This window comes from Flavobacterium sp. FG139 (genome assembly GCF_057809695.1).
This window is the reverse complement of record NZ_JBMDKL010000013.1, coordinates 75,970-102,286: the sequence shown is the minus strand read 5'-3', so window position 1 is coordinate 102,286 and position 26,317 is coordinate 75,970. Positions and strand designations below refer to the sequence as shown.

At 33.9% G+C, this 26,317-nt stretch carries 22 protein-coding genes; 3 read left to right on the top strand and 19 right to left on the bottom strand.

What is annotated here, in order from left to right:
• Positions 1-2 precede the first annotated feature (2 nt).
• From ACODSI_RS12005 to ACODSI_RS11985, 5 genes are all read right to left on the bottom strand, one after another.
• A complete protein-coding gene (locus ACODSI_RS12005) occupies positions 3-1,268 on the bottom strand; it encodes an ABC transporter permease (protein ID WP_488917095.1) in 1,266 nt (421 codons plus the stop codon).
• Positions 1,269-1,271: 3 nt separating this feature from the next.
• Positions 1,272-1,679, bottom strand: coding sequence for a hypothetical protein (locus ACODSI_RS12000; protein ID WP_488917094.1), 408 nt, complete (start codon positions 1,677-1,679; stop codon positions 1,272-1,274).
• 4 nt (positions 1,680-1,683) lie between these two features.
• Positions 1,684-2,184: an SH3 domain-containing protein gene (locus tag ACODSI_RS11995; RefSeq protein WP_488917093.1), complete on the bottom strand. Its 501-nt coding sequence runs from the start codon at positions 2,182-2,184 to the stop codon at positions 1,684-1,686.
• Between the two features lie 260 nt (positions 2,185-2,444).
• On the bottom strand, positions 2,445-3,497 hold the full coding sequence (locus tag ACODSI_RS11990; RefSeq protein WP_488917092.1) for a type I restriction endonuclease: 1,053 nt from the start codon (positions 3,495-3,497) through the stop codon (positions 2,445-2,447).
• Between the two features lie 138 nt (positions 3,498-3,635).
• On the bottom strand, positions 3,636-3,758 hold the full coding sequence (locus ACODSI_RS11985; protein WP_488917091.1) for a hypothetical protein: 123 nt from the start codon (positions 3,756-3,758) through the stop codon (positions 3,636-3,638).
• Between the two features lie 147 nt (positions 3,759-3,905).
• Between ACODSI_RS11985 and ACODSI_RS11980 the strand changes: the two genes are divergently transcribed.
• Together ACODSI_RS11980 and ACODSI_RS11975 are read left to right on the top strand one after the other, a co-directional pair.
• Positions 3,906-4,040, top strand: a complete 135-nt coding sequence (locus ACODSI_RS11980; RefSeq protein ID WP_488917090.1) for a hypothetical protein — start codon at positions 3,906-3,908, stop codon at positions 4,038-4,040.
• 216 nt (positions 4,041-4,256) lie between these two features.
• Entirely contained in the window at positions 4,257-4,526 is a 270-nt protein-coding gene (locus ACODSI_RS11975; RefSeq protein WP_488917089.1) for a hypothetical protein, read from the top strand.
• A 736-nt stretch (positions 4,527-5,262) separates the two neighbouring features.
• Here the strand turns inward: ACODSI_RS11975 and ACODSI_RS11970 are convergent.
• From ACODSI_RS11970 to ACODSI_RS11935, 8 genes are all read right to left on the bottom strand, one after another.
• Positions 5,263-8,907 (bottom strand): DUF6443 domain-containing protein, encoded by a 3,645-nt coding sequence (locus ACODSI_RS11970; RefSeq protein WP_488917088.1) that lies wholly within the window; start codon positions 8,905-8,907, stop codon positions 5,263-5,265.
• Positions 8,908-8,912: 5 nt separating this feature from the next.
• Positions 8,913-12,353 carry an RHS repeat domain-containing protein gene (locus ACODSI_RS11965; RefSeq protein WP_488917087.1) on the bottom strand — a complete coding sequence of 1,147 codons (3,441 nt, stop codon included), beginning with the start codon at positions 12,351-12,353 and terminating at the stop codon, positions 8,913-8,915.
• 11 nt (positions 12,354-12,364) lie between these two features.
• Positions 12,365-14,014 carry a T9SS type A sorting domain-containing protein gene (locus ACODSI_RS11960; protein WP_488917086.1) on the bottom strand — a complete coding sequence of 550 codons (1,650 nt, stop codon included), beginning with the start codon at positions 14,012-14,014 and terminating at the stop codon, positions 12,365-12,367.
• A gap of 401 nt (positions 14,015-14,415) precedes the next feature.
• Positions 14,416-14,625 (bottom strand): KTSC domain-containing protein, encoded by a 210-nt coding sequence (locus ACODSI_RS11955; protein WP_488917085.1) that lies wholly within the window; start codon positions 14,623-14,625, stop codon positions 14,416-14,418.
• On the bottom strand, positions 14,622-14,918 hold the full coding sequence (locus ACODSI_RS11950; protein WP_488917084.1) for a DUF6804 family protein: 297 nt from the start codon (positions 14,916-14,918) through the stop codon (positions 14,622-14,624). The genes ACODSI_RS11955 and ACODSI_RS11950 overlap by 4 nt, the downstream gene beginning before the upstream one ends.
• Before the next feature lie 340 nt (positions 14,919-15,258).
• Positions 15,259-15,927 carry a response regulator gene (locus ACODSI_RS11945; RefSeq protein ID WP_488917083.1) on the bottom strand — a complete coding sequence of 223 codons (669 nt, stop codon included), beginning with the start codon at positions 15,925-15,927 and terminating at the stop codon, positions 15,259-15,261.
• Between the two features lie 12 nt (positions 15,928-15,939).
• A complete protein-coding gene (locus tag ACODSI_RS11940; RefSeq protein ID WP_488917082.1) occupies positions 15,940-17,592 on the bottom strand; it encodes a tetratricopeptide repeat-containing sensor histidine kinase in 1,653 nt (550 codons plus the stop codon).
• Between the two features lie 50 nt (positions 17,593-17,642).
• On the bottom strand, positions 17,643-17,831 hold the full coding sequence (locus ACODSI_RS11935) for a hypothetical protein (RefSeq protein ID WP_488917081.1): 189 nt from the start codon (positions 17,829-17,831) through the stop codon (positions 17,643-17,645).
• Positions 17,832-18,153: 322 nt separating this feature from the next.
• Between ACODSI_RS11935 and ACODSI_RS11930 the strand changes: the two genes are divergently transcribed.
• On the top strand, positions 18,154-19,005 hold the full coding sequence (locus tag ACODSI_RS11930) for a hypothetical protein (RefSeq protein WP_488917080.1): 852 nt from the start codon (positions 18,154-18,156) through the stop codon (positions 19,003-19,005).
• Positions 19,006-19,117: 112 nt separating this feature from the next.
• Here ACODSI_RS11930 and ACODSI_RS11925 read toward each other — a convergent pair whose 3' ends face one another.
• The 6 genes from ACODSI_RS11925 to nuoK all read right to left on the bottom strand — a co-directional run bounded on the left by ACODSI_RS11925 (position 19,118) and on the right by nuoK (position 26,317).
• A complete protein-coding gene (locus ACODSI_RS11925) occupies positions 19,118-19,552 on the bottom strand; it encodes a LexA family protein (RefSeq protein ID WP_488917079.1) in 435 nt (144 codons plus the stop codon).
• Positions 19,543-20,808 carry a Y-family DNA polymerase gene (locus ACODSI_RS11920; protein WP_488917078.1) on the bottom strand — a complete coding sequence of 422 codons (1,266 nt, stop codon included), beginning with the start codon at positions 20,806-20,808 and terminating at the stop codon, positions 19,543-19,545. The genes ACODSI_RS11925 and ACODSI_RS11920 overlap by 10 nt, the downstream gene beginning before the upstream one ends.
• Before the next feature lie 432 nt (positions 20,809-21,240).
• Entirely contained in the window at positions 21,241-22,617 is a 1,377-nt protein-coding gene (locus ACODSI_RS11915) for an NADH-quinone oxidoreductase subunit N (RefSeq protein ID WP_488917077.1), read from the bottom strand.
• 6 nt (positions 22,618-22,623) lie between these two features.
• Positions 22,624-24,066: a complex I subunit 4 family protein gene (locus ACODSI_RS11910; protein WP_488917076.1), complete on the bottom strand. Its 1,443-nt coding sequence runs from the start codon at positions 24,064-24,066 to the stop codon at positions 22,624-22,626.
• 10 nt (positions 24,067-24,076) lie between these two features.
• Positions 24,077-25,990 carry an NADH-quinone oxidoreductase subunit L gene (nuoL, locus tag ACODSI_RS11905; RefSeq protein WP_488917075.1) on the bottom strand — a complete coding sequence of 638 codons (1,914 nt, stop codon included), beginning with the start codon at positions 25,988-25,990 and terminating at the stop codon, positions 24,077-24,079.
• Positions 25,991-25,996: 6 nt separating this feature from the next.
• Positions 25,997-26,317, bottom strand: a complete 321-nt coding sequence (gene nuoK / locus ACODSI_RS11900; protein WP_488917074.1) for an NADH-quinone oxidoreductase subunit NuoK — start codon at positions 26,315-26,317, stop codon at positions 25,997-25,999.

Below are 26,317 nucleotides of genomic sequence, written 5' to 3'. Positions count from 1 at the left end.
TCTTAATTTTTAGAGTATACCAAATGTTGAAAATCTGGATTTATTAAGTCTAATGATTTCAAATGCTCGTTCGCAATTTCATCACATTCATTCAAGAGTTCTTCCTTTGAATTTTTTGCAAGAGCTATTTCAGTCCCAATAGCTTGAAACCAACCTTCTTTGTATTGATTATGATAGTTTAAATATTCCTTAACAGGAAAGACGAAACCATCTATTTTAGATTGTAAAACTGATATTTTGCCATTTTCTTCTATTACTTTATTTTTAAAATCATTTACCAGTTGCACAACTTTTACTAATTGTTTTTCAATATTCTTAATTTCTTCATTTTTGGAGCGAACATATACTTTTATTGCATCTAATTTTTCATGTTCTTTCATAACAAAATCAAAAACTAATCCCCAAATAACATACACAACAAAACCAGCAAAAATAATCATCCAAAATTCTGCTTCTCCTAATGCTATTCTTAGGTTGTATAAAGGAGAATCAGGAGTCTTATTAAAATCGTAAATCTTTTTCTCAATCTGATACGCTAATAACCCATCAAATAAGAACGTTAATAGAAAAAGCAAAATTAACCTGACTGTATTTTTTACTCCTCTACCTTTTTGAACCATATGTATTATATAACCTAATCCCATAAAGACAAAAGGGATTGTAATTACTAAAGTTCCTTCAAGCCAACTATCTTTGAATGAGTTATTGAAAGCATCTTTGTCAAAAATGGCAGCGGTTAAGCTATTATCTGAGAACTCTTTAAAAAAAGCCGAATACGAAGCTGAAACATAAAAAACAAGAAGATACAATGTTATTGGAATCAATAAAACAATACCGATATAAAATTGAGCGCTTAGTCCTTTAATTCCATCGATATATTTATCTGGATTTTTTCTAACCTCAACTATTTCTTGCCTTAAATCTTCAATGTTTTTATTTAAATCTTCTTCTTTCTTTTCGTGAATAGACAAACCTGTTTCATACTTTTTAAGTTCAATTCGATACCTTTCTTGTTCTTCCTTGTAAGGTTGTTTGAGTCTTTCTTGTTCTTCTTTTTGTTTTCTACATTGATTCTCAAAACTACTATAAAGATTTTGTAAACAAGTTTTTAAAACAATTGGTTTTCCTGTAGCCTTTACAGAAGCGGCAAAGCCACTTTGGTAATAAGTAATTCTTATTTGTTCTCTATCTTCATTTTCTATTTCTGTTGGCTTTGAAATGATTTCGTTGATTGTTTTTACGCTGAATAACTCTTTTAATGACTTCATAAATCAAGAATTTAATTGATTAATAATTTCTTCTTTTCTTATCCCTTTTTTCACACAATCAATCAAATAATCTGACAATTCATTAATGTTTTCTTCAAGAAAACCAAATTTTAAACAATACTTTCTTAAGGTATTTATTTCATCTTCAGTAATCTTGCTATCAGCCCATATTATTAAAGTTAGATCATATAGGTATTCAATTCTTGTGTCCAGTTCATCTGGAATACATGATTGATAATTAACCGGATTTAAAAAAAGTTTGTCTAATTCCTCTCTTGGAATTCCTCTTTCATCTGCCAAATTATAAAGCATTTGAAGTTCAAGTGTGTCAAAATTCTCATCTGATAAAGCCATCTGATAAAGTCTTATAAAGTGGCTTTTTAGTTCAATTGTCATGGTGGTTTTATTCATGATTTTAAAAGTTTAATAAATTAGAAAACACATATCCAACACTTCCTGTTTCTTGAACCTTTACTCTTGACCATTCTCCAGTTTTTTCAATAAAAACAACACTTTTACCATAACTTATCTTTTCGATGATTTTAGATTTTGTATTTGGTAATTCTCTTAAATTAATAGATTCTTTATGGGTAATGATCACTTCATTTACGTAATACTCTTTAACCTCACTAACTGGCTTATAATAAATTGTGGAGTTTGTCCTTTTTCTTGCTTTAGTTTTTGGTGTCGAATAAAAACTATTTGAGTTAGATCCACTACAAACTCCACAAGTTCCACCATTAGAACAATGAGCACATCTAGAACAATTACTACATGCTGAACAATAAGCTGAACCAGTACATCTTCCATCATTAATTGTTGTAAAGCAATCATAATGAGATGAAATTTTTGTTTTTGTTTTGTTTCCATTGAATCCAATAGTAAACACCATAATTATTAATGTAATTGTTTTCATGTTTAATTGATTAATTTTTGAATTATTATAATTGATATGGAAATTATGACAATTACCATACAACCGCTCGATTTACTCCTACTAACCTTTTTTTGATATGTAATTCCTGGTATACCAGTTTTAATTGAAAATCCCTTTGTGCTTATTGAGCCTGATTTAGTTCTTAAACTAGGAGTAATACCAGATTTACTAATATTAAAACCCAAGCCTTTCCCTAGGTTGACTCTTTTTAAAAATCGTATTCCCATTAGTTCTATAATTTATTCTACCTCATACAATTTGACCGTTTCCAACAATTCTTTTTCAAAAGAATAAATCTCATCAATACTGTTTATGGGTTGGCGGTTTTCGGTTTTGTTGTTGTTGAAGAGACCGAGGTACTTTTTACCACTGTTGAGGTGTAATCGGCATAGGGGTTTCCGGTTGTTGTCGTCAAGAAGGATTCCGAAATAAGATTGGGTGTCTCGGGATACTATGCGATGGGTTGGGAGTGTGCGACGTAGAATGGCAACAACTATTCGGTATCCTTCTAGTTCTTCGTCAGTGGTTAGTACTTTGGTTTCGTCTGTGATTTCTACCTGTTCTTCTTCTTGTTGTTTGGCTTCTTTGTTGAGTGCGGCATTGAGGCGGTCGTTGATTTTTTCGCTTACAAATTGGCTGAATCCTTTTTGGACGAGGTCTTTGAATTCTTCCATTACTTTTTCGGTTAGTCTGCCAGCGTACACTTTATTAGCAAATAATTTAACAAACTCGTTGGATGGATTGGTGAGTTCGTTGTTGATTTGTTTTCTAATTTCTTGAATGTATTTTAACGAACTAGCATTGTTGACAATGTTGTTGACGTCGAAGCTTGATTTGTGGAATTTGGCAATTTCGTTGATGACATTGTCTTTTAGGTTGGTGATATCAAACTCTAGAAATGGCTTTTGGTCCATTTTGTTTTTTTCGTCGAGGTCGGTAAAGAATTGGTATACGATTCCGTTGGTTAGCAGTGCAAATCGGGTTTTGGACACGTGAAAATAGCGGAACAATTGTGAGCCATGAACCGAAAGGTTTTCTTTCCAGTTTTTACATTCGATGATAAGAATGGGTTCATTGTTTTGAATGATAGCATAATCTACTTTTTCACCTTTTTTGAGTCCGAGGTCGGCGGTGAATTCGGGCACTACTTCGGTAGGGTCGAAGGTGTCGTAGCCTAGGATGTTTATAAACGGCAGGACAAAGGCGTGTTTAGTAGATTCTTCGGTTTCTATTTTATCTTTAAGCTGATTGATTTTATCGGCTAATGATTTTAGTTGGTTGTTTAGTTCCATGATTAATAGTTTTAGATTTCAAACTTAAAACGATTAAAAATGAATTCCTTACGGGAAACCGTAATGATAGAAAATAGATAAAAGAGAATAGACAAAAGATGCAAGATGTCAGGCTTTTACTTACACAATAGTGCAAATTTAGTTTTTCAGTTCGGTCAGTGTATGTAATCTATGCCCACAATGAACCTCAATCCATCCAACGGTAGTAATAGTTATAAAATAGACTTCCTCTGTAGTAGTGGCTTTGTACTTGGTTGACATTGGCGTATACATTAGTTATCAAATATAAAAAACTACACCATTGTGGATGTAGTTTTTTTATATTCTTTGTAGGCAAGGATTGCAAATCCGCGCTATCTATTGTGGGACATATCTGCGCTATCGGGTGTATCAAAATAAATTAATCGCATGAGAATATTTTTTGCAATAATAGTTAGTATTGTAGCTTCTTTTATTATTACGCCTATTGGTGGATTGGTTTTATTCCTTATTATGGTGTTTACTGGTAAAAAGAAAACTCCCATAGAAATTCAACCAATGTAACTGTATACAACCACCAAAACAGTAAAAAAAATAAATATCGCCGATGAATTGGAGAAACTTCATAATCTAAAAGAGAAAGGAGTTATTACCTCTGATGAATCTGAAACCAAGAAGAAACGTTTGCTTCAATAGTTTGTTGAAAAACAAGTATTTATACGTAGTTTAGATAATTATTTTTGTTGTTTATTTGTTGTTAACTCTTTAAACAATAAATATATGGGAACAACTGTTGGCAATATATTAATATCTTATGATGTTGATGCTAAAAATCCAGAAGTAAAAGCTGCTTTGCTTCAACTTGGTTACAGAGATCGGTGGAATTTTACTGGTCAAACGAAAATATACCTGTTACCAAACACAACGTTATGGCATCCAAATAAAAGCTCTGACCAAGGCTTTATAGATATGCAAACCGTATGTAATGGTTTAAATGTAAAACTTGAAAAAGCAATTTCAGTTAAGGCGACCGAATTTGTCGGTATCTAATTAAAAACCCCTCAATCACGAGGGGTTTATTTTTATGTTTTATTATTATTTTAGGTTTTCCTATGTTTACATCATTAAAATAGACCTGCGTATTTTACAATCAAATAGACTTCATCTTTATTAGTGGCTTTGTACTTAGTTGACATTGGCGTATAAATTAATTATCAAATATAAAAAAACTACACCATTGTAGATGTAGTTTTTTTATATTCTTTGTGGTCACGGATTGTAAATCCGCGCTATCTATTGTGAGGTATATCCGCGCGGTCGGGTATAAAATAGGCTTCCTCTGTAGTAGTGGCTTTGTACTTGGTTGACATCGGCGTATACATTAGTTATCAAATATAAAAAAATCTACACCATTGTAGATGTAGTTTTTTATCTTCTTTGTGGGCACGGATTGTAAATCCGCGCTATCTATTGTGGATATATCCGCGCTATCGGGGTTGAAATTATCTCTCTATTCCTATAAATACATACATCATTAATAATATATATATAGACATCATAATATTTAAAATTGAGGTTACTAAAAGGATTTTTTTGTTCTCAACTTTAAAAATAATAATTAAGGAACATGTCAAAAAACAAGAAAATAGAATAATGTATATTAAATCACCTATCCCATATCCCAAGGGAATTTTTAAAATAAAATATCGAATAATAAATAAGATATATATTATAAGATATAAGTATAAACTCTCTTTGCTTTTTAATTTTTTGTAAAGCATAATTTCTATTCTTTAGTTTCTATTCTGTTTTTTGGATCATCAGCCGAACCAGCTGAACCGTGATATTCAGGTCTTTTTATATCACCTTTATCTATAGCATCTTGAATAGTACTTGGATGCTCTACATCAAATGAATGTGCATCTAAGAATTCATACGAATTGTAAAATTTTGAAACATCTATTACTCCAGCATTTCTTGTATAAGTACCATCACCACCAAGCTCATTAAAATGATTACTACCCGCAAGTCCTCCTTGCACACCATCTATAGTATTAGATAAGCTTAAAAAATTTCTTATCGCTTTGTGTCCTAATTGTGTATTTGGGTCTTCCATTAAAGGTTTTGAATCTTTTGGAGTATTATATGCAGGTGTTGCAATAGCTATAATATCAATTCTTTCACCAGTTTTTTCATAAAACATTTTGGCAGCCTGTATTGCAACATTTCCTCCATGACTATGACCAATTAATGTAATTCCTTCTCCCTTGATTCTGTTTGCAATAATGTAATCAACTAATGACTTTGCAGCTTCGTATCTATCATTGGAGTTATTTGTTATTCCACTTCTGTCCTCCCACGAAAAACCAGTATTAGATGTTTTGTTATTAGTTAGTTGCATAATTGTTTTAACTGATTTTTCTGTCCATCTATTTGGTGATGATTCTGTTCCATGTATATAGAATGCCTCTAATCCTTCAAGTTCTCGGGCTTCAAGTACTCTGTTTTCACAAAAATTGTATAGAGATTGATAACTATATTTCTCAGCCAATGGGTCAATGCTCATAAACCTACCTGTAGTATAGTCATAATTTCTAAACTTAAAGCTATCCCAGTTAAGCCCCAACTCGTCTTGCCGTTCTTGACCTTGGTATTTATAATTATAGCTCGTCAATAGAGAACTACTCCCCGAAGGAATCGTTTTCATTTTCATTTCCTGTTCTTCTTTGACATAGGCTTTAATATCACTATTATAATTACTATGCTTCAGTCCAAAAGGGTAATAATGGTTTTCTTCAATAACTTTAAGAACGCCGTCACTTGGGTCGATACCATAACTCACTCGGATATTACCCAAATGGTCGGTGTAATTGTACACATAATTAAACACATCCTCTTCGGTTTCTATTGGGATGACCTCAAATTTATCATTTTTGTATCTAATATGAGAGATATTCACATATCCTTCAGCCGTAGGGAAAAACTGCAACCCTTTATTTTTATACTGAAATCCATCCAAATAATCGGTTAGTATTTCTCCATGAATAGTATCAGTAACTACTTTTCGCAATTTTCTTCCGGTTGCATCGTAAAAGTAATGAATTATTCCTTTGGCTCCAAAATCTATTTCAGTAGGTAAGTTCAAATGATTATATGTAATTTTTTCAATGCCTTTGTTTTCATCATTTTCCATGTTACCATTACCATCATATTTATAATCATCATTAGCATCTGTCGGATCAGTTGCTGTATCATCAGCAAACCCATTAGGGTCAATAGTGGCATCGGTCACCTTCGCTAGTTGATTGGAATCCGTAGGGTATGTATAGGTTAAATTATCAATTTGTAGCGTTTGTTGTTGGTCGTCTAAGGCACCATTGCGTTGCAAACTCATGATATTTCCGTTTTTATCATAACTCATGCTTTCGTTATAACTGTTAGTCAAACTAACTGGAGCATCTGGTTTTTGATAGAACGAATTAGTTAAACGGTTTAAATTGTCATATTGATAACCGTATTTACGTTTTACATTATCACTACTGGTTCTCCAATACGTTTCTGATATATTGCCGTTAAAAAGTGCTTTTACACTTCCTGAAATATCATTGTCTACTTCATCATAATTGATTTTAAAAGCAAACAAATCTTTTGGTTCGTTGGAAACATTTAAATTACGTAAATCATTGATGTTCTTTAACCAACCTCTTATATTGTAGGCGTAATCTACTTTTTGTAAACCCGTGAGGTTAACCACATCGGTACCTCCAACATTTTTACTGATGAGTTTGCCTAATTCATCATACACATTATGAGACAACAGTTCTTTAACACCGCCATTAACAGTGTGAAAATGGTTTAATACTCTTCCTTGTGTGGTATATTCAAATTCTTCAAGAACGGTTAATAGATTAGAACCATCATCTCTTTTATGCTGCGTCTGAGTTTTTAATACTTGTCCCGCAAAATTGTATTTCGATTGTGTATTAGTAAATCCACCCAAATAGTTTTGGCTATAAGTTGCAACTGTTCTGGCTTTATTATCATAAAGCAAATACGATAGAATGGCACCTGTTTCATTGGCATCAGTCAACACTCTAACCCAACTGCCCATAGCCATGCCTTTGGTATTGGTTAAAACGGGTTCTCCAAAAACACTTTGAGGTAGTGTTGCTGTTGAACCTAAAAAACTATAATCATCATAATAATTTATAGTTAACAATTTATAACGTGAGGTCGGTGTAACAGCACTGGAATAAAAATTCTCAACCGAATCAACATTAGAGCGCGTATTAGTTTCATAGAGTATAGAATTGTTATGATCGTAATCACTTTGATAAATAGCTCTATTACTACTGTTAAAATTATCATTTGGCAACCATGCTGTATAGGCTACTCTTCCATATACATCATATTTAGTAATTAACCATCCTGTATTGGTTCCTCCAAAAGGAGTAAAGGCAGGACCTGTGGCTACAACTCGATCTAGTTTATCATAAACTATATATTCCCATTGCTTACCCGGTAGCTTTTTTTCTACCAAACGATTACGATAGTCGTATTGGTATTGATAACACAATCCATCCAAAATAGCTTGCGAAATGCCTTGAGCCAAATTAACTTTAGGTGGAATCACATACGTAAGATTACCATAACTATCGTAAACATAATAGGTTTCATGAGCTACACTGTTATTATACGTTCGCTTTAAAAGTACTCTACCCTGAACATCTTTAAATTCTTCGGTAGTATTATTTACCCCATCAGCTTGAACCCAATTCTCATCTTTGGTAATGGTTTTATACAATTTGTTTTCTAAATAATAGCCATTATCTACTAAAGCGATATCATAAAGATTGGTAGCCGAATTCCAAGTAAGGGTAACATTAAACATTTTAACCTCACTAGAATTATTGGTTTGATAATCAAACTTAACCGTATGATCATCATCATCGGTATCATGCCCAATCCAAGAAGCTCCGGGTGCCGCTTGCTTTAATACTCTAGCAAGTGGTGAAGCTTCAAAAAACTTTTGACTGTAAGGATTTTGTCCATTATAATCGGTGGGTACAAGTCCTGTTGAGGTGCCATCTGCGTAATTTAAAGTATTATTTAGCCCATCAATATCAAATTCCAAAGTACCACTTCTACTAACATAGGGTAAATACTCTTTGGCTTGTCTACCAAATTGGTCGTATTCCATGTGGGTAATGATATCTTTACCGTCATTAGATTGTTTGCCTGCAATAGTCTGAATAGGTCTTCCCAATCCATCATAATAGGTTACTTGAACTGTGGCATCAGTATCAGCAGGATTCGAAATTGAAGTGGTTGTTGGTTTTTTATATGTAGTGACTTTGGTGTAATTTTCACTTTGAGTTTGTCCAATAGCCAATATTGGAAACAAAACTAAAATATATAATAACTTTTTCATGACTGTTAGTTTTGTGGTTTATAGTTGTGTTCAAACTCTTGTACAATATTGCCATCATTATCTTTAATTGCTTGTAGTTGGTGCAACGCATCATACACATAATACATTGTTTTACAATTAGGCGCCACAATACTCACAATCTGATTAGTGACAGCATCATAATTATAAACCGAAATTACGGCTTGTGGGTATTGTGTAATAAAAGCACAAGCATTACTCAAATTGGGTGACGCAGACATATTTAATGCTGTAGAATAATTTTCCACCTTAGCGACCACTTGATTAAGGTTATTGTAAAAATATTTGGTTTTAGTACCGTCCTTTAATGAAACAACAGTAGGATTGCCCTTTACATCATATTCAGAAAAAACAACTCTGTCTTCCAAAGGATTATTCCCTTTAGTGGTTTGAATAATTTCTGGAAGTATCTGCGTATTATTGTTCCAAGATTTATATAAAATGCGTTGGGTAGAAAGCAAATCGTTGTTTTCATATTTTTGAACTTGAATAGGGGTACCAATACAATTTTGATTCACTAAAGCAGTGTAATCATGAATTTGACCGCTAGTCAAACCACTTAAAGAACTAGCATCAGTTGGATAATAATTTTTAGTTTTTAAGATTCTAGCATTATCACTTGTCGTTACTGTAGTTTCAATTGGGAGACCACGTAAGGTACCATAGGTGTTACTTTGGGTTGTAATTACTTTCTTTACATTATTAGGATCTGGGTAATCCGAAAAATTGAAGGTTAGCTCCTGTTCCAATCCATAAAAATCATAATCATAATCAGGCATCTCACATTGACTGAAATAATCACTTTCAGTAATAGAATTTAGTTTAGTATTAAATGATTTGGTAAGATATGCCTTGATGTAATAATTAGAAGAAATCATCATTGGATCATTAACTCCATAAAATTCTAGTACTTCAAATACTTTTCTACCTACTACATTAACGTATGATTTGTTAACTATTTGATTAATATTCTCATAATCATAATCTTTTTGTTTTTTCTTGTAATACCTAGTGCCACGTTTTTCGAAATCAATTTGTTGAACTAAATCTCCACTAATTACATTTTCATTGTTTAATTTATTATAAAATCTATTTGTTGAAATATCTGTTGGATATTGAGGTGCTGTTAATGGGCTTAACTTATTTCCAATGTCGGAAACAATTTTGTTATAAATTTTTTGTGTTCCTCCATTTTCGAAATCATCTCCTCCGTAACTAATTGTTACAAATGGATAAGCAGTTCCATCTGTTGCAGAAAATGAATTTTGTACTGCATTTGAATTAATATAAGTGTAATACGCTTGATCAGTCCAAAAATTGACAACACAAGTTGCATCAGGATTTTCACTTGATTTATGTTTACCACGATAATTTGACATCCCATAAGTTAATAATCTTGGTATAGATTCAAATGGAACATTTTCTGGATTTAAATATGTATTTACTTTATTGACGGGAACATAATAATATCTCTTTACAGTTGCAACTACATCAGGAGCGGTTTTATCAATAACTCTTTTGACCCTAACACCTTTGCCATCTACCACTCTATAACTTGTAAATAAATCGAAATTAAATCTAACATTTAGTGGTGAAGAGGTACAATTGGAAGTTGTGTTTAGAAAAATCACACTAACTCTATAGCTTTTGTTTTTTAGGAATGTAAACGGAAATATTGCTGTTCCTCCTTGATAACCTATTTGTTGATCAAAAGTTGTAACATTAGTTTGGCTACTTTGAGAAGATAAATCTTCAATTATTAGTCTTGTCTTTAAATTATGATTTGGTAATGCACAAATACTATCTCTTGATAAAACAACTTCAATATTTACTAACTGATCTTCAAAAATTGGGTCTAAATTATACCAATGCTCAAAATCAACGTCATATCTTGGCACATGATTATTTGTTAAATCAGCTCCTGTAGTATTAAGTATTGCATTACCCGTGTAATGAGTATACACTTTTTCTTTAACTGGTATTCCTTCATATTCAAACTCAGTAAACCCTTTCGTTGGATATATAATTTTCTTTAAGGTTCCTTTTTTTGCATATTGAAAATTAGGCTTCCTGTTTGCTGCTAAGTAATTGTAGTTAGAATTATTAAAAGTATTAATATTCAATTGTGGTAATGAAGAAATATTATCTTCTTCACCATTATAATATCCATAATAATCCTGAGCATATGACAATCTATCTGGTAAACCTTCTAAATCATCATAAACGAGACTGTACTCTTCAAATTTATTTTGTAAACCATTAATAATTGCAATATTCTTGTTTATTGATACTTTACTTAAGAAGAACCGTTTACTAAAAGAACTAGACTGATCAGATCCTAAATACTCGAAATCAACTTCTTTTATAATCGATGATCCATTTTGGATATTTATTTTGTTTAATATTTTATGAGAATTTCCTAAATTCTTATTTTCTGATATAAAATCAACATAAGATGGAGTGTTAGGACTATATATTTTATTTAAATATTTGCTACCACCTTGTCTTGTTGTAACAACAATTTCTTCTGTTTTTTCAGATGCTGGTGGTGGTGGACTACAATCGTAATTAGTCTGAGTCGTGTATGTCATAATGCCATAATTCCTTGATTTAGCAATTGTATTTATTGCGCCAACTCCTGCATCATATCCAAATAAAATTGTTCCATTCACTGGATGTTCAATTTTCGTCAAATAATACGCTGTAGCTACACCGCAAGAAGAACATGGATTTTCACTCGTTCCTACTTCAGTTTCAATAGCATCTGCGCCTCCGAAATAATATTTTACACCATCGGGTGTAGTAATAATAAACTCCTGATTATTTAATAAAGTTCCGACTATAGTTATTTTTAATTCTGAATCATTTTTTACTAATGTAGGTTGAAAATTATTGTCTAAAAAGAAACTACCTGAATAACCATTAAAGTTGAAACTAAAAATATCGGCTTCACTATCAAACATCGGATTTTCAATAATATTAACAATGTTATTGGCTGCTGCCGTACCATCTTCTCCTGAATTAGCTGGAATATTATTTAAGACAATTCTATTAGACTGACCGTACAATTCATCCGCTAAATCATTTATTGTTCTTGTAATGACACCCCCTGATCGAAGCACCCAATTTATTCCTGTCCAAGTGCAAGATTGGTCAACTTTGACTCCACCCCCAGAATATTCTAAAAAAATTGGTAGACTCAAATTTCCTGCTTTGTATTCATAAATCGGGATATTAGCATTAATCATCCCTGTAAATTCATTAACAGGAATGTCACCGTATTTGGTCATCTCAAAAGAATGAGGTGATGGTGGAGTGAAATTTGGCAAAGCAACATTATTATTTGTTGGACTTGAAGTAGTACTTTGCCCACTCACCAATCCGAAATTCAATAAAATGACTAGTAATATTATATAGTTAATCTTCATATCTAAACGCATTAATTCTTAGTAATTCCTTTTATAATCTTAACTCCCTCCGAGGTTTCTTTGCCTTGGTAGTTGGTTTTGAGGTTCACAATGTAAATCCCTTCGGGAACCGAACTTAAATCTACAGGCACAGTTTTACTCGTGATTTCAAAAGTTTGCAATACACGTCCTGCTAAATCTACCACGGTGGCTGTTCCGTTGTCAAACTCATACCCAATCACTATATTGGTATACCCTTGCGTCGGATTCGGCGAGGCTTCAAGGTTTAGCTTGACTTTTTCAGGTTTTTGTTCGTCTTTAAGTTTAACCACCCAGAAATCATTTTGTCCTATGGCGCTATTTTTATCTCGTGAGGCTTTTGCATTGGAAGTTCCTGTCATTAAATACCCTCCATCTCTAGTCTCAATCACTTTCTTTAAAATATCAGTACCGTCACTACCTACTATTTTACTCCAAAGCTCTTCTCCAGTTTCACTGACTTTTAACGCAATAAAATCATCGGTCCCTTTTTTCATTTTTGGGGCTACTTTCTGACTGTTCCCTTTTGCCTTTTGAGTAAGTTCTCCTTGTGCAAATCCGCCTAATAATAGCGTATGGTCTTCATTTTCTACCAAAGAAGTCAGTACATCAACCTTTCCAAAATTATACGTTTGTTGCCAAAGCATTTTACCGTTTTCATCAAGTTTTACTACCCAAAAATCAGTGCCGTTTTCATTACTCTTGCTTTTCTCATTGCTGGTTTGTGAATTGGAGTTGCCACCCAATACAAAGCCTTTATCATAGGTTTGATACACTACATACAATTGGTCGTCTTGATCACCACCAATGGTTTTTTGCCACTCAACAATTCCTTTTTTATCAATCTTGACCACCCAATAATCACCAATACCTTTATTGTTTTCCGCTTTAGTTCCAGATTCTGGAGAGTTAGAATAGCCGCCTAAAATATAGCCACCGTCTTTGGTTTGCGCTACACTACGCAGCTCATCACTATACAGTCCGCCATAGGTTTCTTGCCATTCAATTTTCCCTTTAGAGTCTATCTTTACCACCCAATAATCTAAATTACCATAGCTCTTTGCCGTTTTTTCATCGGTGGTTGTGATCTTTTTTTCAACAGGTTCTGAACTACTAGAGCCTGCTAATAAATAGCCTCCATCTGTTGTTTGCAAAATGCTTTGCAATTTATCTTGACCACTACCGCCAATAGTTTTTTGCCATTCTTGAGAACCGGTGGCTGTAAGTTTAATAATCCAAAAATCTTCACCACCTTTGGAGTCGGCTTCTTTATTAAACCCTTTATTAGAACTCGAGGTTCCTGCTAAAATGTAGCCTGCGTCTTTAGTAAGGGCAATGCTTTGCAAAAAATCACTACCCGAACCACCAAAATTCTTTTGCCAGTCTAAATCGCCATTTTCTTTCATCTTCCAAATCCAATAATCCAAATCGCCATTATTTCCTTCAGTTTTGTTTCCTGTCTTTTTAGACAGCGAACTCCCTGCTAAAATAAATCCGTAATCGGGTGTGGGCTTGGCATCCATTAAATAATCGGAATGTTTACCGCCATAGCTTTTTTCCCATTGTACTTTTTGAGAAAATAGCTTAGGAGTACTGATGCTAAGAGCCATCAATAAACTAAGTTGGGTGAGACTGTGCTTCATGGTTAAAAAAAAAGGTTATGTTATATTTTATAATATTATGATATTCAAAGAGCATAATGTTATTTCAACTTTAATTTTATTTTAAAAAACAAATACGGTTCATACTTTAAAATGTCTTTCAATTTATTCAAATTTAGTAGGATTTTAAAGAGTAACAGGCAAGTTAAAAGTGTGCATTTTCAATTAATTTTCAAATCTAATACAATCGATTTTTCTATATACCCGTAGTTTTACGTGTTTTTTATTTTTCTCAAAAGATCCGATTGGTTTTGAGCAAATATATATTTTTGCTAGGAAAACTCCTAATGAATTATAGGAAAAAACTTAATGCTTGTGTCAAGAAAATCGCTTCCAATTTCCATTTAATTAAATTCATTTCTAAAGGTTTTAAGATTTAACCTTTAAAAGGTATCGAAATGGTATTTGCATTGGATGAAGTTGAGGTAGAATTCTTCTGTGTTTTCTGATTTCATAAGGGCAATGAATTCGGATAAGGGTACTTCGAAATATTGGTGGATGACGTTGAGTTTGAATTCTATTTCGAGTACTTGGTTGACTTCGTCGTAGCCTATGTAGGTTATGTTGCTGGATTGGATCAGGTATTGTGTCATGGCTTTAGGAAGTTGTTTTTGTAACTGTAAGTTAAAAATAGTAGTGCGGTGCTGATGTCTATTGGAATCCAAATGGATTTTTGGTATAAATATATTGGAATGATGGGATTGAAAATGATGAGTATCATAAGGAATGCAATACTCCAAAGGTTTACATCGCTTTTCATTTCGTTGATGACTGCGACTAAGGCTCCGACGGTTATTATGATCCGAAGGAAGGTATAGTAATGAATGGGCAGTTTGAATACTGCCAATAAAAGAGTGAGAGCACAAAGTAGCCATAGTTTCTTCATGATGATTTTGGTGTTATGTTAAAAACTTCATGACAAACTGAGGTTTGCCACGAAGTTTAGTGGATATTTTGTGTGGCGTTTAATTGGTGAAGCAAACATAAAATGGAAAAAGTTGGTTTTTTTACGGGAAACCGTAATTAAGGGAGAAAGATTAAGAAAAAGATGGAAGAAGCAAGAGAAAGATTGATTAGGTTGAAGGTTTTTGATACACTTACATCTCATTGCATTGCGTGCAAACCACACGAAATGAGGGTAAAAACAGAAAAAAAGTTATGAGAAAAGAATAGTTTTGAGATTCCTCCTGCGTCGGAATGACAAAAGTGTGTTGAAATGATTGAGGTTATGCAATCCCTAAATCTTTTGCAATGGCAATTAAATGTACGGTATTGTTCGCTTTGAAATAGTCTTTTAGTTTGCTGATTCTTTTTTCGATGGTACTTTTGCTGTTGGGGGTTATGCCCAGTTCTTGGAATTTAAGATCCATTTTGTCTTGAGGTACCCCAATGGCAAGTTGCTTGATGAGTTGGATGTCGAAATCGTCTATTTCATTGATGGTTTTGTCTTGTAGAATGTGCGCCATTTCGGGTGAAATGTATTGCGCATCGGTAGTGTATAGGTTGTTGATGGCAGTTTTAAGTTGTTCAATACTTTTTCGGCCTTTGGCTACAAATCCGTTGATGTTGTAATTATCGAATAATGATTTTATAGAAAAGGATTTGTCCTCAACAGAATGAACAATTACTTTTAAATTGGGTTGTTCTTTTTTAGCCCATGCTACTAGTTGTTCGCCGCTTTCTATGATTACTTTTCGGTGGTCGGTTTTAAAGGATAAATCGGAGATGAGAAGATCAAAAGGGTCGTTATCGAGGATGGCTTTTTTAATTTTGAGTTGCGCATCATCACAGTATTTGGCATGATGAATTTCGGTTACACCAATATCGCTTAATACTTGCATTACGGCTAGGTTGATGCTGTCGAAATCTTCTGTTATTAGTACTTTTTTAAACATGATACGTTACTTTTATTTTGGAATAGTTATTTTGGCTTTGAATCCTTTATTGTTTTCTGATTCAAAAATAATGCTTCCTTTTATAGTAAAAATACGGTTTTCCGTATTTTGGAGTCCTTTTTTGAATTTTAACACATCGGCACAACCAATTCCATTATCGGAGTAGCTAATTTCTATGTTGTTTTTAAGATTTTCAAATCCAATAAGCACTAGTGAACATTGGCTGTGTTTTTTCATGTTGACCATGAGTTCTTGCAGTGTTCGGTATATCGTTATTTTGGTTTCTTTTTTGAGTTTGAGCCACTCAATAGTGTTTGTTTTATTGATGATGACATTGACTTGCGAGCTGGAATAACCGGATAGCATTTCTTTAAGAATTTGTTCAAATTTTTCGCCTGTATCGATTTGATTGTTTTCTCTTGATATGTTTCGAGCTTGTGTGTATATTTTGTCAAGATTTTCAACTAGCAGTTCCTTTTTAGAAGGGTCTGTTAGGTTTTGAGTATCGGCAAATGTCATAGTATTGAATACGTCGTTGGCTAATTCGTCGTGTAATTTTTTAGCGATACGTGTTTCGGTTTCGTAGCTAATAATTTGAAGTTTTCGCTTGTTTCTGGAGCGAAAGGCAATGAAGAGTACTAATGAAAGAATTGTAATAAAAACCGCAAGTGACAGATACAATTGCTTTTGTGTTTTTTGGTTTTCACTTTCTTTCAGAGCTAGTGAAGCATCATATTTTATTTTGGCAAATTGTGTTTTGGCGGTTTGTCTAACTATAGTAATACTATCTGAAATATGAATTTGTTTGAGTGCTAGACTTTTAATTTCGTTGGCATTGGCATTGGTGATTAACAGTTTTAAGGCTTCAAGTCTGTCGTCAGTACTGTTGGCTTTTGTGGCTGCTTGATAGGCTTTAGTAGCATACTCTTTAGCCAATGCTTGATTGGACTTTTGGTAGTATTCTGATAAGTGTACGAATGAAGCGATGAGTTCGTAGTCATTTTTGAGGCTGTCTCTTATTTTAAATGATTGCTTTAAATAGTCTATGGCTTTGGGATTGTTCATTTTGAAATAGGTAAAGCCAAGATTATCTAACACTCTTGCATAGTTGGTTTTATCAGTAATAAGAAGTTTGTTTTGAACCGTTTTAGTTAATAATTGTTCCGCTTGAGTATATTTTTTTAATTCTAAAAGCGCATAGGCTATGTTGTTATTGTATACCAATTTTTCCGATTGGTTTACAGTTGTTTTAGAAGCCAAGTTGAAATAGTTAATGGCACTCGGGTAATTGTATTGTTCTAAATAGCCAAGACCTAATAAGTTGTAAGTACAATATAGGTAACTTTTGGATGGATTTAAAGCTATGATGTTGGTGGCGGTAGCTTCGCTTTCGGCAAAATCACAATGTTTTTGTTGGATGCTTGCTAAATTGAATAAGGCATAGGCTATTCTGTCTTTTTCATTAGTAGAGCAAGCTTCTTTTGCTTTGTAATAATAGTAAAAGGCACTGTCGTATTTTTGATTTGTATTGTAATTACTTGCTTTGTCGATAAGTGCATCATACACTTTGTTTTCTATTTTTTTGTCATTCTGATTTTGACAAGAAACTAGAAAGGAAAGTATCCAAATAATACAAATCGGGAAATGTAGTTTTTTAGCTATCATTTCCCGAAAGTATTGATTTTAATTATAAAGGAAAAATTAATCTAATATAATTATGGTTTTGGCGGAGGCGTTTGACCGCCTTGACCACCAGTTGAGTCACCTGGTTTTTGAGTGAGTAACATTTCATTGTGTGGATTTGACATATTAGAAGTATTTTTAATTCCTTCAACGGCATCACTAGTGCATGAAACGAAAGTGATAGACAAAGCAACAAGCGTTGCGAAAATTATTTTTTTCATTTGATTTAAAATTTAAAAATTGAACATAGTTGTGGCTGTTCGGAATCTTTTTCCGAAAGCTAGTGGCACAGGTTATCCTGCTTTTTTTGAGTACTCGGTATTGTTTTTCGGGAAGTGAAGTGCGCTAATACAGAACCTTTTAGTTATACTTCCCGAAATAAAAAATCAGTTCTGTATAGCTCACTTTTTTGGAACTAGTTTTGTACATTTGTTCTTATCGCGAAACCGAACAAGAACTAATTCCGAGACAAAGGAATGGGGTTTTTGTGTGAGTGTTTATAGGGAATTCCTGAAATTCCTAGTATTCCTAAAAATTCCTAATATGACTACAAGACAAGATGCCCTTGATGCTTATAAGAAAGCAATACGGGTAAAATTTGAAGCAGAAAAAGACAAAGAATATTCAAGTTTTTTGATTGTTCCTTCAAGAGCGAAGTTGCGTCAGTTGTGTTTGGAACGGTTTAAAAACAATAATAATGTTGATGATTTAAAAAGTTTTGAAATCTTTTTGGGTTTTGAATTTAATTCAAGTAGTAAGAATAGATTACAAGCAGCTACAGATAAGTTTAGACCTATTGAAAATTTTTTAAAAGGAGAAACCGATTTGGTTGATTATGAAGGAATAAATATTGCGGCTGTATTAGTAGATTTTAATCCAAGACCTTTTAAGAAGTTTGCTAAAATGGGTTTTGAATATGTCGAAAGTGAAATTATTGATAAAGGTTCTGAAGAAATAATAAAAGAGGAGAGTGAAAAATTAAGGGTTTCTGATAGAAATACACCTGTTGGAGATTTACGCAAAAGATTAAAGAAAAGAGTAGGGATTGGATTACTAGTGGTTTTAAGTTCCATAGGAATTAAACAGACCATTTTCAAACAGAAAGAATGCATGCAATGGCAAGGCGATCATTATGAAGTAGTGCATTGTGATGTGCAAGGAATAGGGGGTTTGGCTTCGATTGAGCCAGTTAGGAAAGAAGTTTTAAAATTAAAACAGATAGCCGTTTGTGATACCACTACTTTTTTTAGAGAAGGGAAGGCTGTTATTTGGTATTGTAAAGTGGGAGCAAACACCGAATTTTTCAACACACATGGTATTCACCCTGAAACAGGTAAAGCTTTGCGTCCTGTGACAAAATATATAATAAAGAAATATGTGTTACATCAGAATTAGTGATTTAAGTTAACGCATTTATAAAACTGGAAAAAGCCTCAATATCTATGAGTAATTGGTTAGATATTTTGTCTAAAATGTGTACTAAACCTCTCAGCAATGGGAGGTTTTTTTATACACTTTTAACAACATAAGTTACTATTCCCCAAATGATTAATTCATTTTCACTGGTGACTTTTATCGGTTGGAATTCTTTATTTTCAGGCATTAAATACACACACTCTTTTTCAATTTTGATGCGTTTTACGGTAAATTCACCATCGATATAACACACCGCCACTTTGTTGTTTTGAGGCTCTACACTTCGATCGATGACCAAAATATCACCATCATCAATCCCGGCACCAATCATTGAGGTTCCTGATGCTTTGGCATAAAAGGTAGCTTCTCGATTTTTTACTAAAACATGATCTAAACTAATTTTCGTTTCATCAAAATCGGCTGCTGGCGATGGAAAACCAGCTTTGATACCGCTCGAAATGAACGGAAGCTCAAAAGTATTTTCCAAGTCGGGTAGAAAGAAGGTTATGTTGTTTTTCAATTGCATTTTACGGTAAAAATATCTTTTATATCAGTAGTATATTTGGGCGATAAGTGCTCTTGTTTCATTTTCCAAGTACGTTGTAAATCTTGATTCCCGAGTCGAATTTTTCGTTCGCCTGTTTTTTTATGAAAATCATCAATCACTTTCATTAGCTTTTGATGTTTCGGATTTTCTTCTTCAAATAAATGAAATTGTTTTTGATCTTGCGGAATAATCTGTGTCACAATCACACCAGCTTTTTTATAGATTTCACCTTCTTCAAAAAGCTCTTTCAGCATTTTTACTGCTAAATTACTTAAGGTGATATTCGAATTGCTGGCATAAGGCAAGGTTTCCATTTTATAAAAATTGTAACGCTGTTTTTCTATTTTGTATTTGTCTTTTCGCAAGTATAAAATCACGCCATAGCAACACGAATTTTGTTTGCGTAATTTCTCGGCACAAACCGTCGCAAACGTCGAAACGCGTTCTTTCATTTCATCAAACGTAGTGATGTTACCATCAAAACTTCGCGTAATGGCAATGTTCTTTTTATCTTTAGGTTCTTCCATTTCCAACACCGATTCGCCCAACAATTCCATTCGCAATCGCATGCCCACGACGCCCATCTCTTTTTTAATAAAAACCTCGTTGTGTGGTAGCGTAAAATCATAAGCGGTTAAAATATTTTTCGCTTGCATCTTTTTTGTCAAGCGAAAGCCAATGCCCCAAACGTCTTCAATTTTGGTCCATTTCAAAGCTTTGATGCGCTTTTCTTCGGTGTCAATCACATACGAACCTTGGGTGCGTTCTGGGAATTTTCGGGCAATCTTATTCGCCACTTTGGATAACGCTTTGGTGGGTGCAAAACCAACTGATACCGGAATACTCAACCATTTCATGATGCGCTTTTTCATCTGAATACCGTAGTTTTGATAATCATCGATTTTCATACCGTCAAAGTTCAGAAACGCTTCATCAATACTGTACACTTCCACATGCGGTGTAAAGCCTTCTAAAATTTTCATGACCCGACTGCTCAAATCGCCATAGAGCGCATAATTGGAAGAAAAGACACGAACGCCTTTTTGCTTTAATTCTTGTCTAACTTTAAATTCGGGACCACCCATCGGAATGCCCAACGCTTTAACTTCATCACTTCTGGAAATGATACAACCGTCGTTGTTTGACAAAATAACAATCGGTTTTCCATTCAATTGAGGCTGGAAAACACGTTCGCACGAAGCATAAAAATTATTACAATCGACTAAAGCATACATCTCGTAAATTTACAAAATAGCACTTTATACAGATGTTAATTTTGGTACTTGTTGATAATTATTTGAAGCGAATGGTTTGGGCTTTTTTTGGTTTCGGTATTCCTGCTTTCCGTTCTATCCCGAAGCTTCGGGATGCCACTGCAATCAGGGCTAGGGTGTAAGCGTCTTTTGTGAAATCAGTAGAATAAACCCCTTAGGTCACTAAGTTTTTAATGATAAATTTTCGTCAGTTCGAGTGATTTTCGATAGAATATAGTATCGAGAACAAGAAATTTTCATTAAAAACGGTTCTCGATACTTTTTTTGTTTCGTTTTACTGCACAAAAAACACTCGAACTGACGTTTTAATACGAGCAATTAACATGTTAGTACCAAACAAAAAACCACCAAAATAACTTTTGATGGTTTTCAGTATAATGATAGGTTAGAAATTTATTTCAATAAATTACCGATTACGGTTGGATACAATCCAATAGCAATATTCAATACAATAGCGACCACACCTACAGCATAATATACAAAAGGTGTTGCTTGTTTTTCGGCAGCTGGTTCTTTAGTGTACATCGCCAAAATCAATTTGAAATAATACCCCACGCTAATAATCGAGTTGATGACTCCAGCAATAACAACCACTAAATACCCTGCTTGAATAGTTTGTGTAAACAAATTAAATTTCGCAAAGAATCCAGCAAAAATTGGAATACCCGCCATCGACAACAGCGACATGGTCAACACAGCAGCCATCAACGGATTGGTTTTTCCTAATCCGTTAAAGTTGGTAACATCTTCGTTTCCTTTGCCTTTAGTAACGCTTATCACCACTGCAAAGGCAGCGATACCCGCTAAAGCATACGCAAAAGTGTAGTATAATAAATTTCCAGCAGCATTAGCAATACTCAATACCGTCATCAGCATAAATCCCGCGTGAGAAATACCCGAAAAGGCCAACATACGTTTTACATTTTGTTGACGCAACGCCATAATATTTCCAACCGTCATCGAAAGAATCGAAATGACTACAATAATATTTTGGAATTGAATGGTTGGGAACAAGTTCATCGCAGCCAACAGTTTGTATAATGAAGCAAAAGCAACTACTTTAGCTAACGTACTCATCGTAGCAGTAACCAAAGACGGTGCGCCTTCATATACGTCTGGAGCCCAAAAATGAAATGGTACAGCAGCTATTTTAAACAACATTCCGATGGTGATTAAAGAAACGCCAATAGAGAACCAAACTGCTTTGTCTAAAGCACCCGAAAACTCGGTAATTTCTTTTAAATCGAAAGTTCCAAAAGTTCCGTAAATCAAGCAAATTCCGAATAAAATAAATCCAGAAGCGAAGGAACCCATTAAGAAATACTTCATACCGGCTTCGTTACTTTTAATGTTTAAACGGCTGCTTCCTGCTAAAATGTATAATGCAATAGAAAGCGTTTCAATTCCTAAGAAATACATTGATAAGTTAGCAAATGAAACCATGGCAACGGCTCCAGCCAAAAGAAATACTTTGATGGCTACATAGTCGGAAATTTTGGTTTGATGTTCTTTATACACATCATGACTCATCGCCACCAAGAAAATGGTTAGCAAAATAAACAGCGATGAAAAAGCATCGGCATATTTATCGGCAAAAATCATGTTGTTGTAATCACTACTCAATTCTGCGATAGAATAGAGGTGTAGTGTTGACCCAAGAATTCCTAACAATCCTAGAATTGTTATGGGAACAAGAGCTTTTCTTAAATTAAAGATTTCAGCGATTAAGCAAAAAACACCAAGTGCTGATATGGCTATTAATGTATTCATTTATGATTAGTTAAATCTATTAATTTGAGTTAAAATTTCTTTGATGCTTGGGCTTACCAAGTCAACTATTGGTTTTGGATACAATCCGTAAAACAATAAAAAGGCAATTAGAATTACAAAAACGATAGCTTCGCTAGTGGTTACATCAGCAAAAACTTTAGTATTGGTTTCTCCAAGCATTACATTTTGAAACATTTTCAACATATAATAAGCCCCTAAAATAATGGTTGTTCCACCAAGCACGGCAAACCAGATATTTACTTGAGACAAACTGTACAATACGGTAAATTCTCCCACGAAGTTAAATGTTCCTGGTAAAGCTACAGAAGCTAATACCAAAATCATAAACATTGAAGTGAATTTAGAAGCTTGTGTACGAATGCCGCCTAGTTCGTCTATTTTATAGGTTCCAAAACGTCTGAAAATTACCTCCGCAGCAAAGAACAATCCGACGATAACAAAACCGTGAGCAATCATTTGCGAAACCGCACCGCTTAAACCATCTGCTGTTAGTGTATAACATCCTGCTGCAATCAACCCAACGTGTGCTAGCGACGAATAGGCTAATAATTTTTTCAAATCTTTTTGACGTAAGGCTACAATCGAACCATAGATAACGCCTGCAATACTCAACCCGATTAAGATAGGCATGTAGGTTTTAGCTGCTAAAGGTGCGATAGGTAATTGCCAACGAATCACGCTGTACAATCCCATTTTTAGCATGATACCTGATAAAAGCATCGTTCCGATGGTTGGTGCTTTTTGGTACACTTTTGCTTGCCAAGTGTGGAATGGTATAATTGGGATTTTAATTGCATAAGCTAAAAAGAATGCGAAGAATATCCATGTTTGTTCTGTAGCTGATAAATTTAATTTGGTTAAATCGGTTAATAAAAAGCTTCCTGCTTTGGTATATAAATAGGCAAAAGCCACCAACATAAATAACGAACCACCTAAAGTGTAGATGAAGAATTTTACTACTGCTTTTTTGCGTTCTTCTGCATCACCATTACCCCAAACTAAAGCAATAAAATAGATTGGAATTAAAGCCAATTCCCAGAAAATGTAATATAATAAACCGTCTGCAGCAAGGAAAGTTCCAGTCATTGCAAATGCCATGAACAATACTAACGCATAAAAGTTTTTCGATTTCTCAAAATGGTTTCCGAAACCAGAAAAGATAATGATTGGTGTTAGGGAAGCCGTCAATAATACCATGGCCAATGAAAGTCCGTCTGCTTTTAAAGCAAACGAGACATTGGGTTGTAAAATCCACGGATTGTTTAAGCTGATATCTATTCCGCCCAAAAAGTGATTTACCAATACCGATGCACAACCTAAAGCTGCCAAACTGAATAATAAAGCCACTTTAGAAGCAAATTTATCTCCTGAAAGGAAAGTTGCCAATGCACCAATTAAAAGGATAATTAATATAAGTGATACGTTCATTTTCTTAAAATTATTGCGCTAAAAATAAATAACTAACTAATGCCAAAACTCCAATAACAAAGGCAAACAAGTACAATCCAATACTACCAGATTGTAACGATTTACCCAAATTGCTAAGTCCGTTTGCTGCCGATCCAAATCCATATACTACATTTCCTAAAGCAGGTTCCAATGTAGTTCTGAAGAAATTAGAAAGCGCATTTATTGGTTTTACAATTAATGCGGTATATACTTCATCAACGTAATATTTGTTGTAAATCGTTTTAGAGAAACCAGTAATATCGGCATCTTCTTTAGGCACATATCCTTGTTTGATGTATTTAGAATACGCCCAAACAATTCCAATAATAGCACCAGTTAAAGCAATTCCCATTAACATTAGGGCATTCCCTTCAAAAATACTTTCTTCTTTGTGTTTTGTAGATAATATTGGTTCTAAGAAATGATTCAACCAACCATTTCCGATAGGTTTTGGCAAATTGATTAAACCACCAATAGTAGCTAATGCTGCTAAAATAATTAAAGGCAACGTTATTAATTTCGGACTCTCGTGTAAATGGTGTTTTTGTTTTTCGGTACCTCTAAAGTCTCTAAAGAACGTCAAATACATCAATCTAAACATATAGAACGCTGTCATGATGGATGCAATTGAACCTACAATCCACAACACTTTGTTATGCTCAAAAGCTACCATTAAGATTTCGTCTTTTGACCAGAATCCTGCGAATGGAAAAATACCTGCAATGGCTAATGTTGAAATTAACATAGTTGCAAAAGTGATGGGCATTACTTTTCGTAAACCACCCATTTTACGCATATCTTGTTCACCGTGTAACGCATGAATCACCGAACCTGAACCCAAGAACAAACACGCTTTAAAGAAGGCATGAGTAATTACGTGGAAAACAGCAACATTATAAGCACCTAATCCTAGAGCTAAAAACATTAGTCCTAATTGCGATACCGTTGAGTAAGCCAATACTTTTTTAATGTCGTTTTGAAGTAATCCGATGGAAGCAGCTACTACAGCAGTGATTGCTCCCACTACAGCAATGATGTTTTGTACTTCAGGCGTTAGATCAAATAAGAAGTTCATTCGAGTGATCATAAAGATACCAGCTGTTACCATGGTTGCCGCATGAATCAATGCAGAAACTGGAGTTGGACCCGCCATCGCATCTGGTAACCAAGTGTATAGTGGTAATTGTGCTGATTTACCAGTTGCTCCTATGAATAGGCATAAAGCGGCTAACGACAATAAAGGCCAAGCATCTACACCATTTGGCATTGGTAAATTATGAAATTGTACTATTGAATGACCTAATTTTAAATAATCAAGTGTATTAAAGGTGTAAGCCAAAATAAAAATTCCAATCAAGAAACCTAAATCTCCAATACGGTTCATGATGAATGCTTTTTTAGCAGCATCGTTATAGTCTTGATTCTTATACCAAAATCCGATAAGTAAATAGGAGCAAAGACCAACGCCTTCCCATCCGATAAACATTACTAATAAGTTGCTTCCTACTACCAAGGTAATCATGAAGAACACGAACAAATTCAAATACGCAAAAAATTTGTGCATATTGTCATCTTCGTGCATGTAGCTGATGGAATATAAGTGAATCAACGAACCAATTCCGGTTACGAATAATAACCATAATAATGATAATTGATCTAATAAAATTCCGAAATCAACTTTAAGTTTTCCGATTTGAATCCAATCAAACAATTTGAATGAAAGAGGTTTTCCAGTTTGATTTAATTGCATGAAAAAGTACACACTTACCACAAATGAAACTGCTACTGCAATTGTTCCAATGGCACCTGAAATTGTTTTTCCTGCTTTCTTTCCTAAGAAAACATTGAATAAGAACCCAACAAATGGGGTTAATAATAAGAGTAAAACTAAACTATTCTCCATTAGGGATTATCCTTTTAAGTTTTTTAAATTTGAGATGTCTACCGAACCGATATTTCGGAACACAGAAACTAATAGTGCTAAACCTACCGCAACTTCTGCCGCAGCAACCGCCATCGAAAAGAATACAAAAACTTGTCCTTTAGCATCTTGATGGTAGGTTGAAAAGGCTACAAACAATAAGTTTACTGCATTTAGCATAATTTCTATCGACATGAATACGATGATGGCATTTCGTCTGTATAATACTCCGAACACTCCAATACAAAAGAGTAATATCGAAAGAAAAATATAATTTTCTATACCTATTTGATTTAAAATATTGTTCAT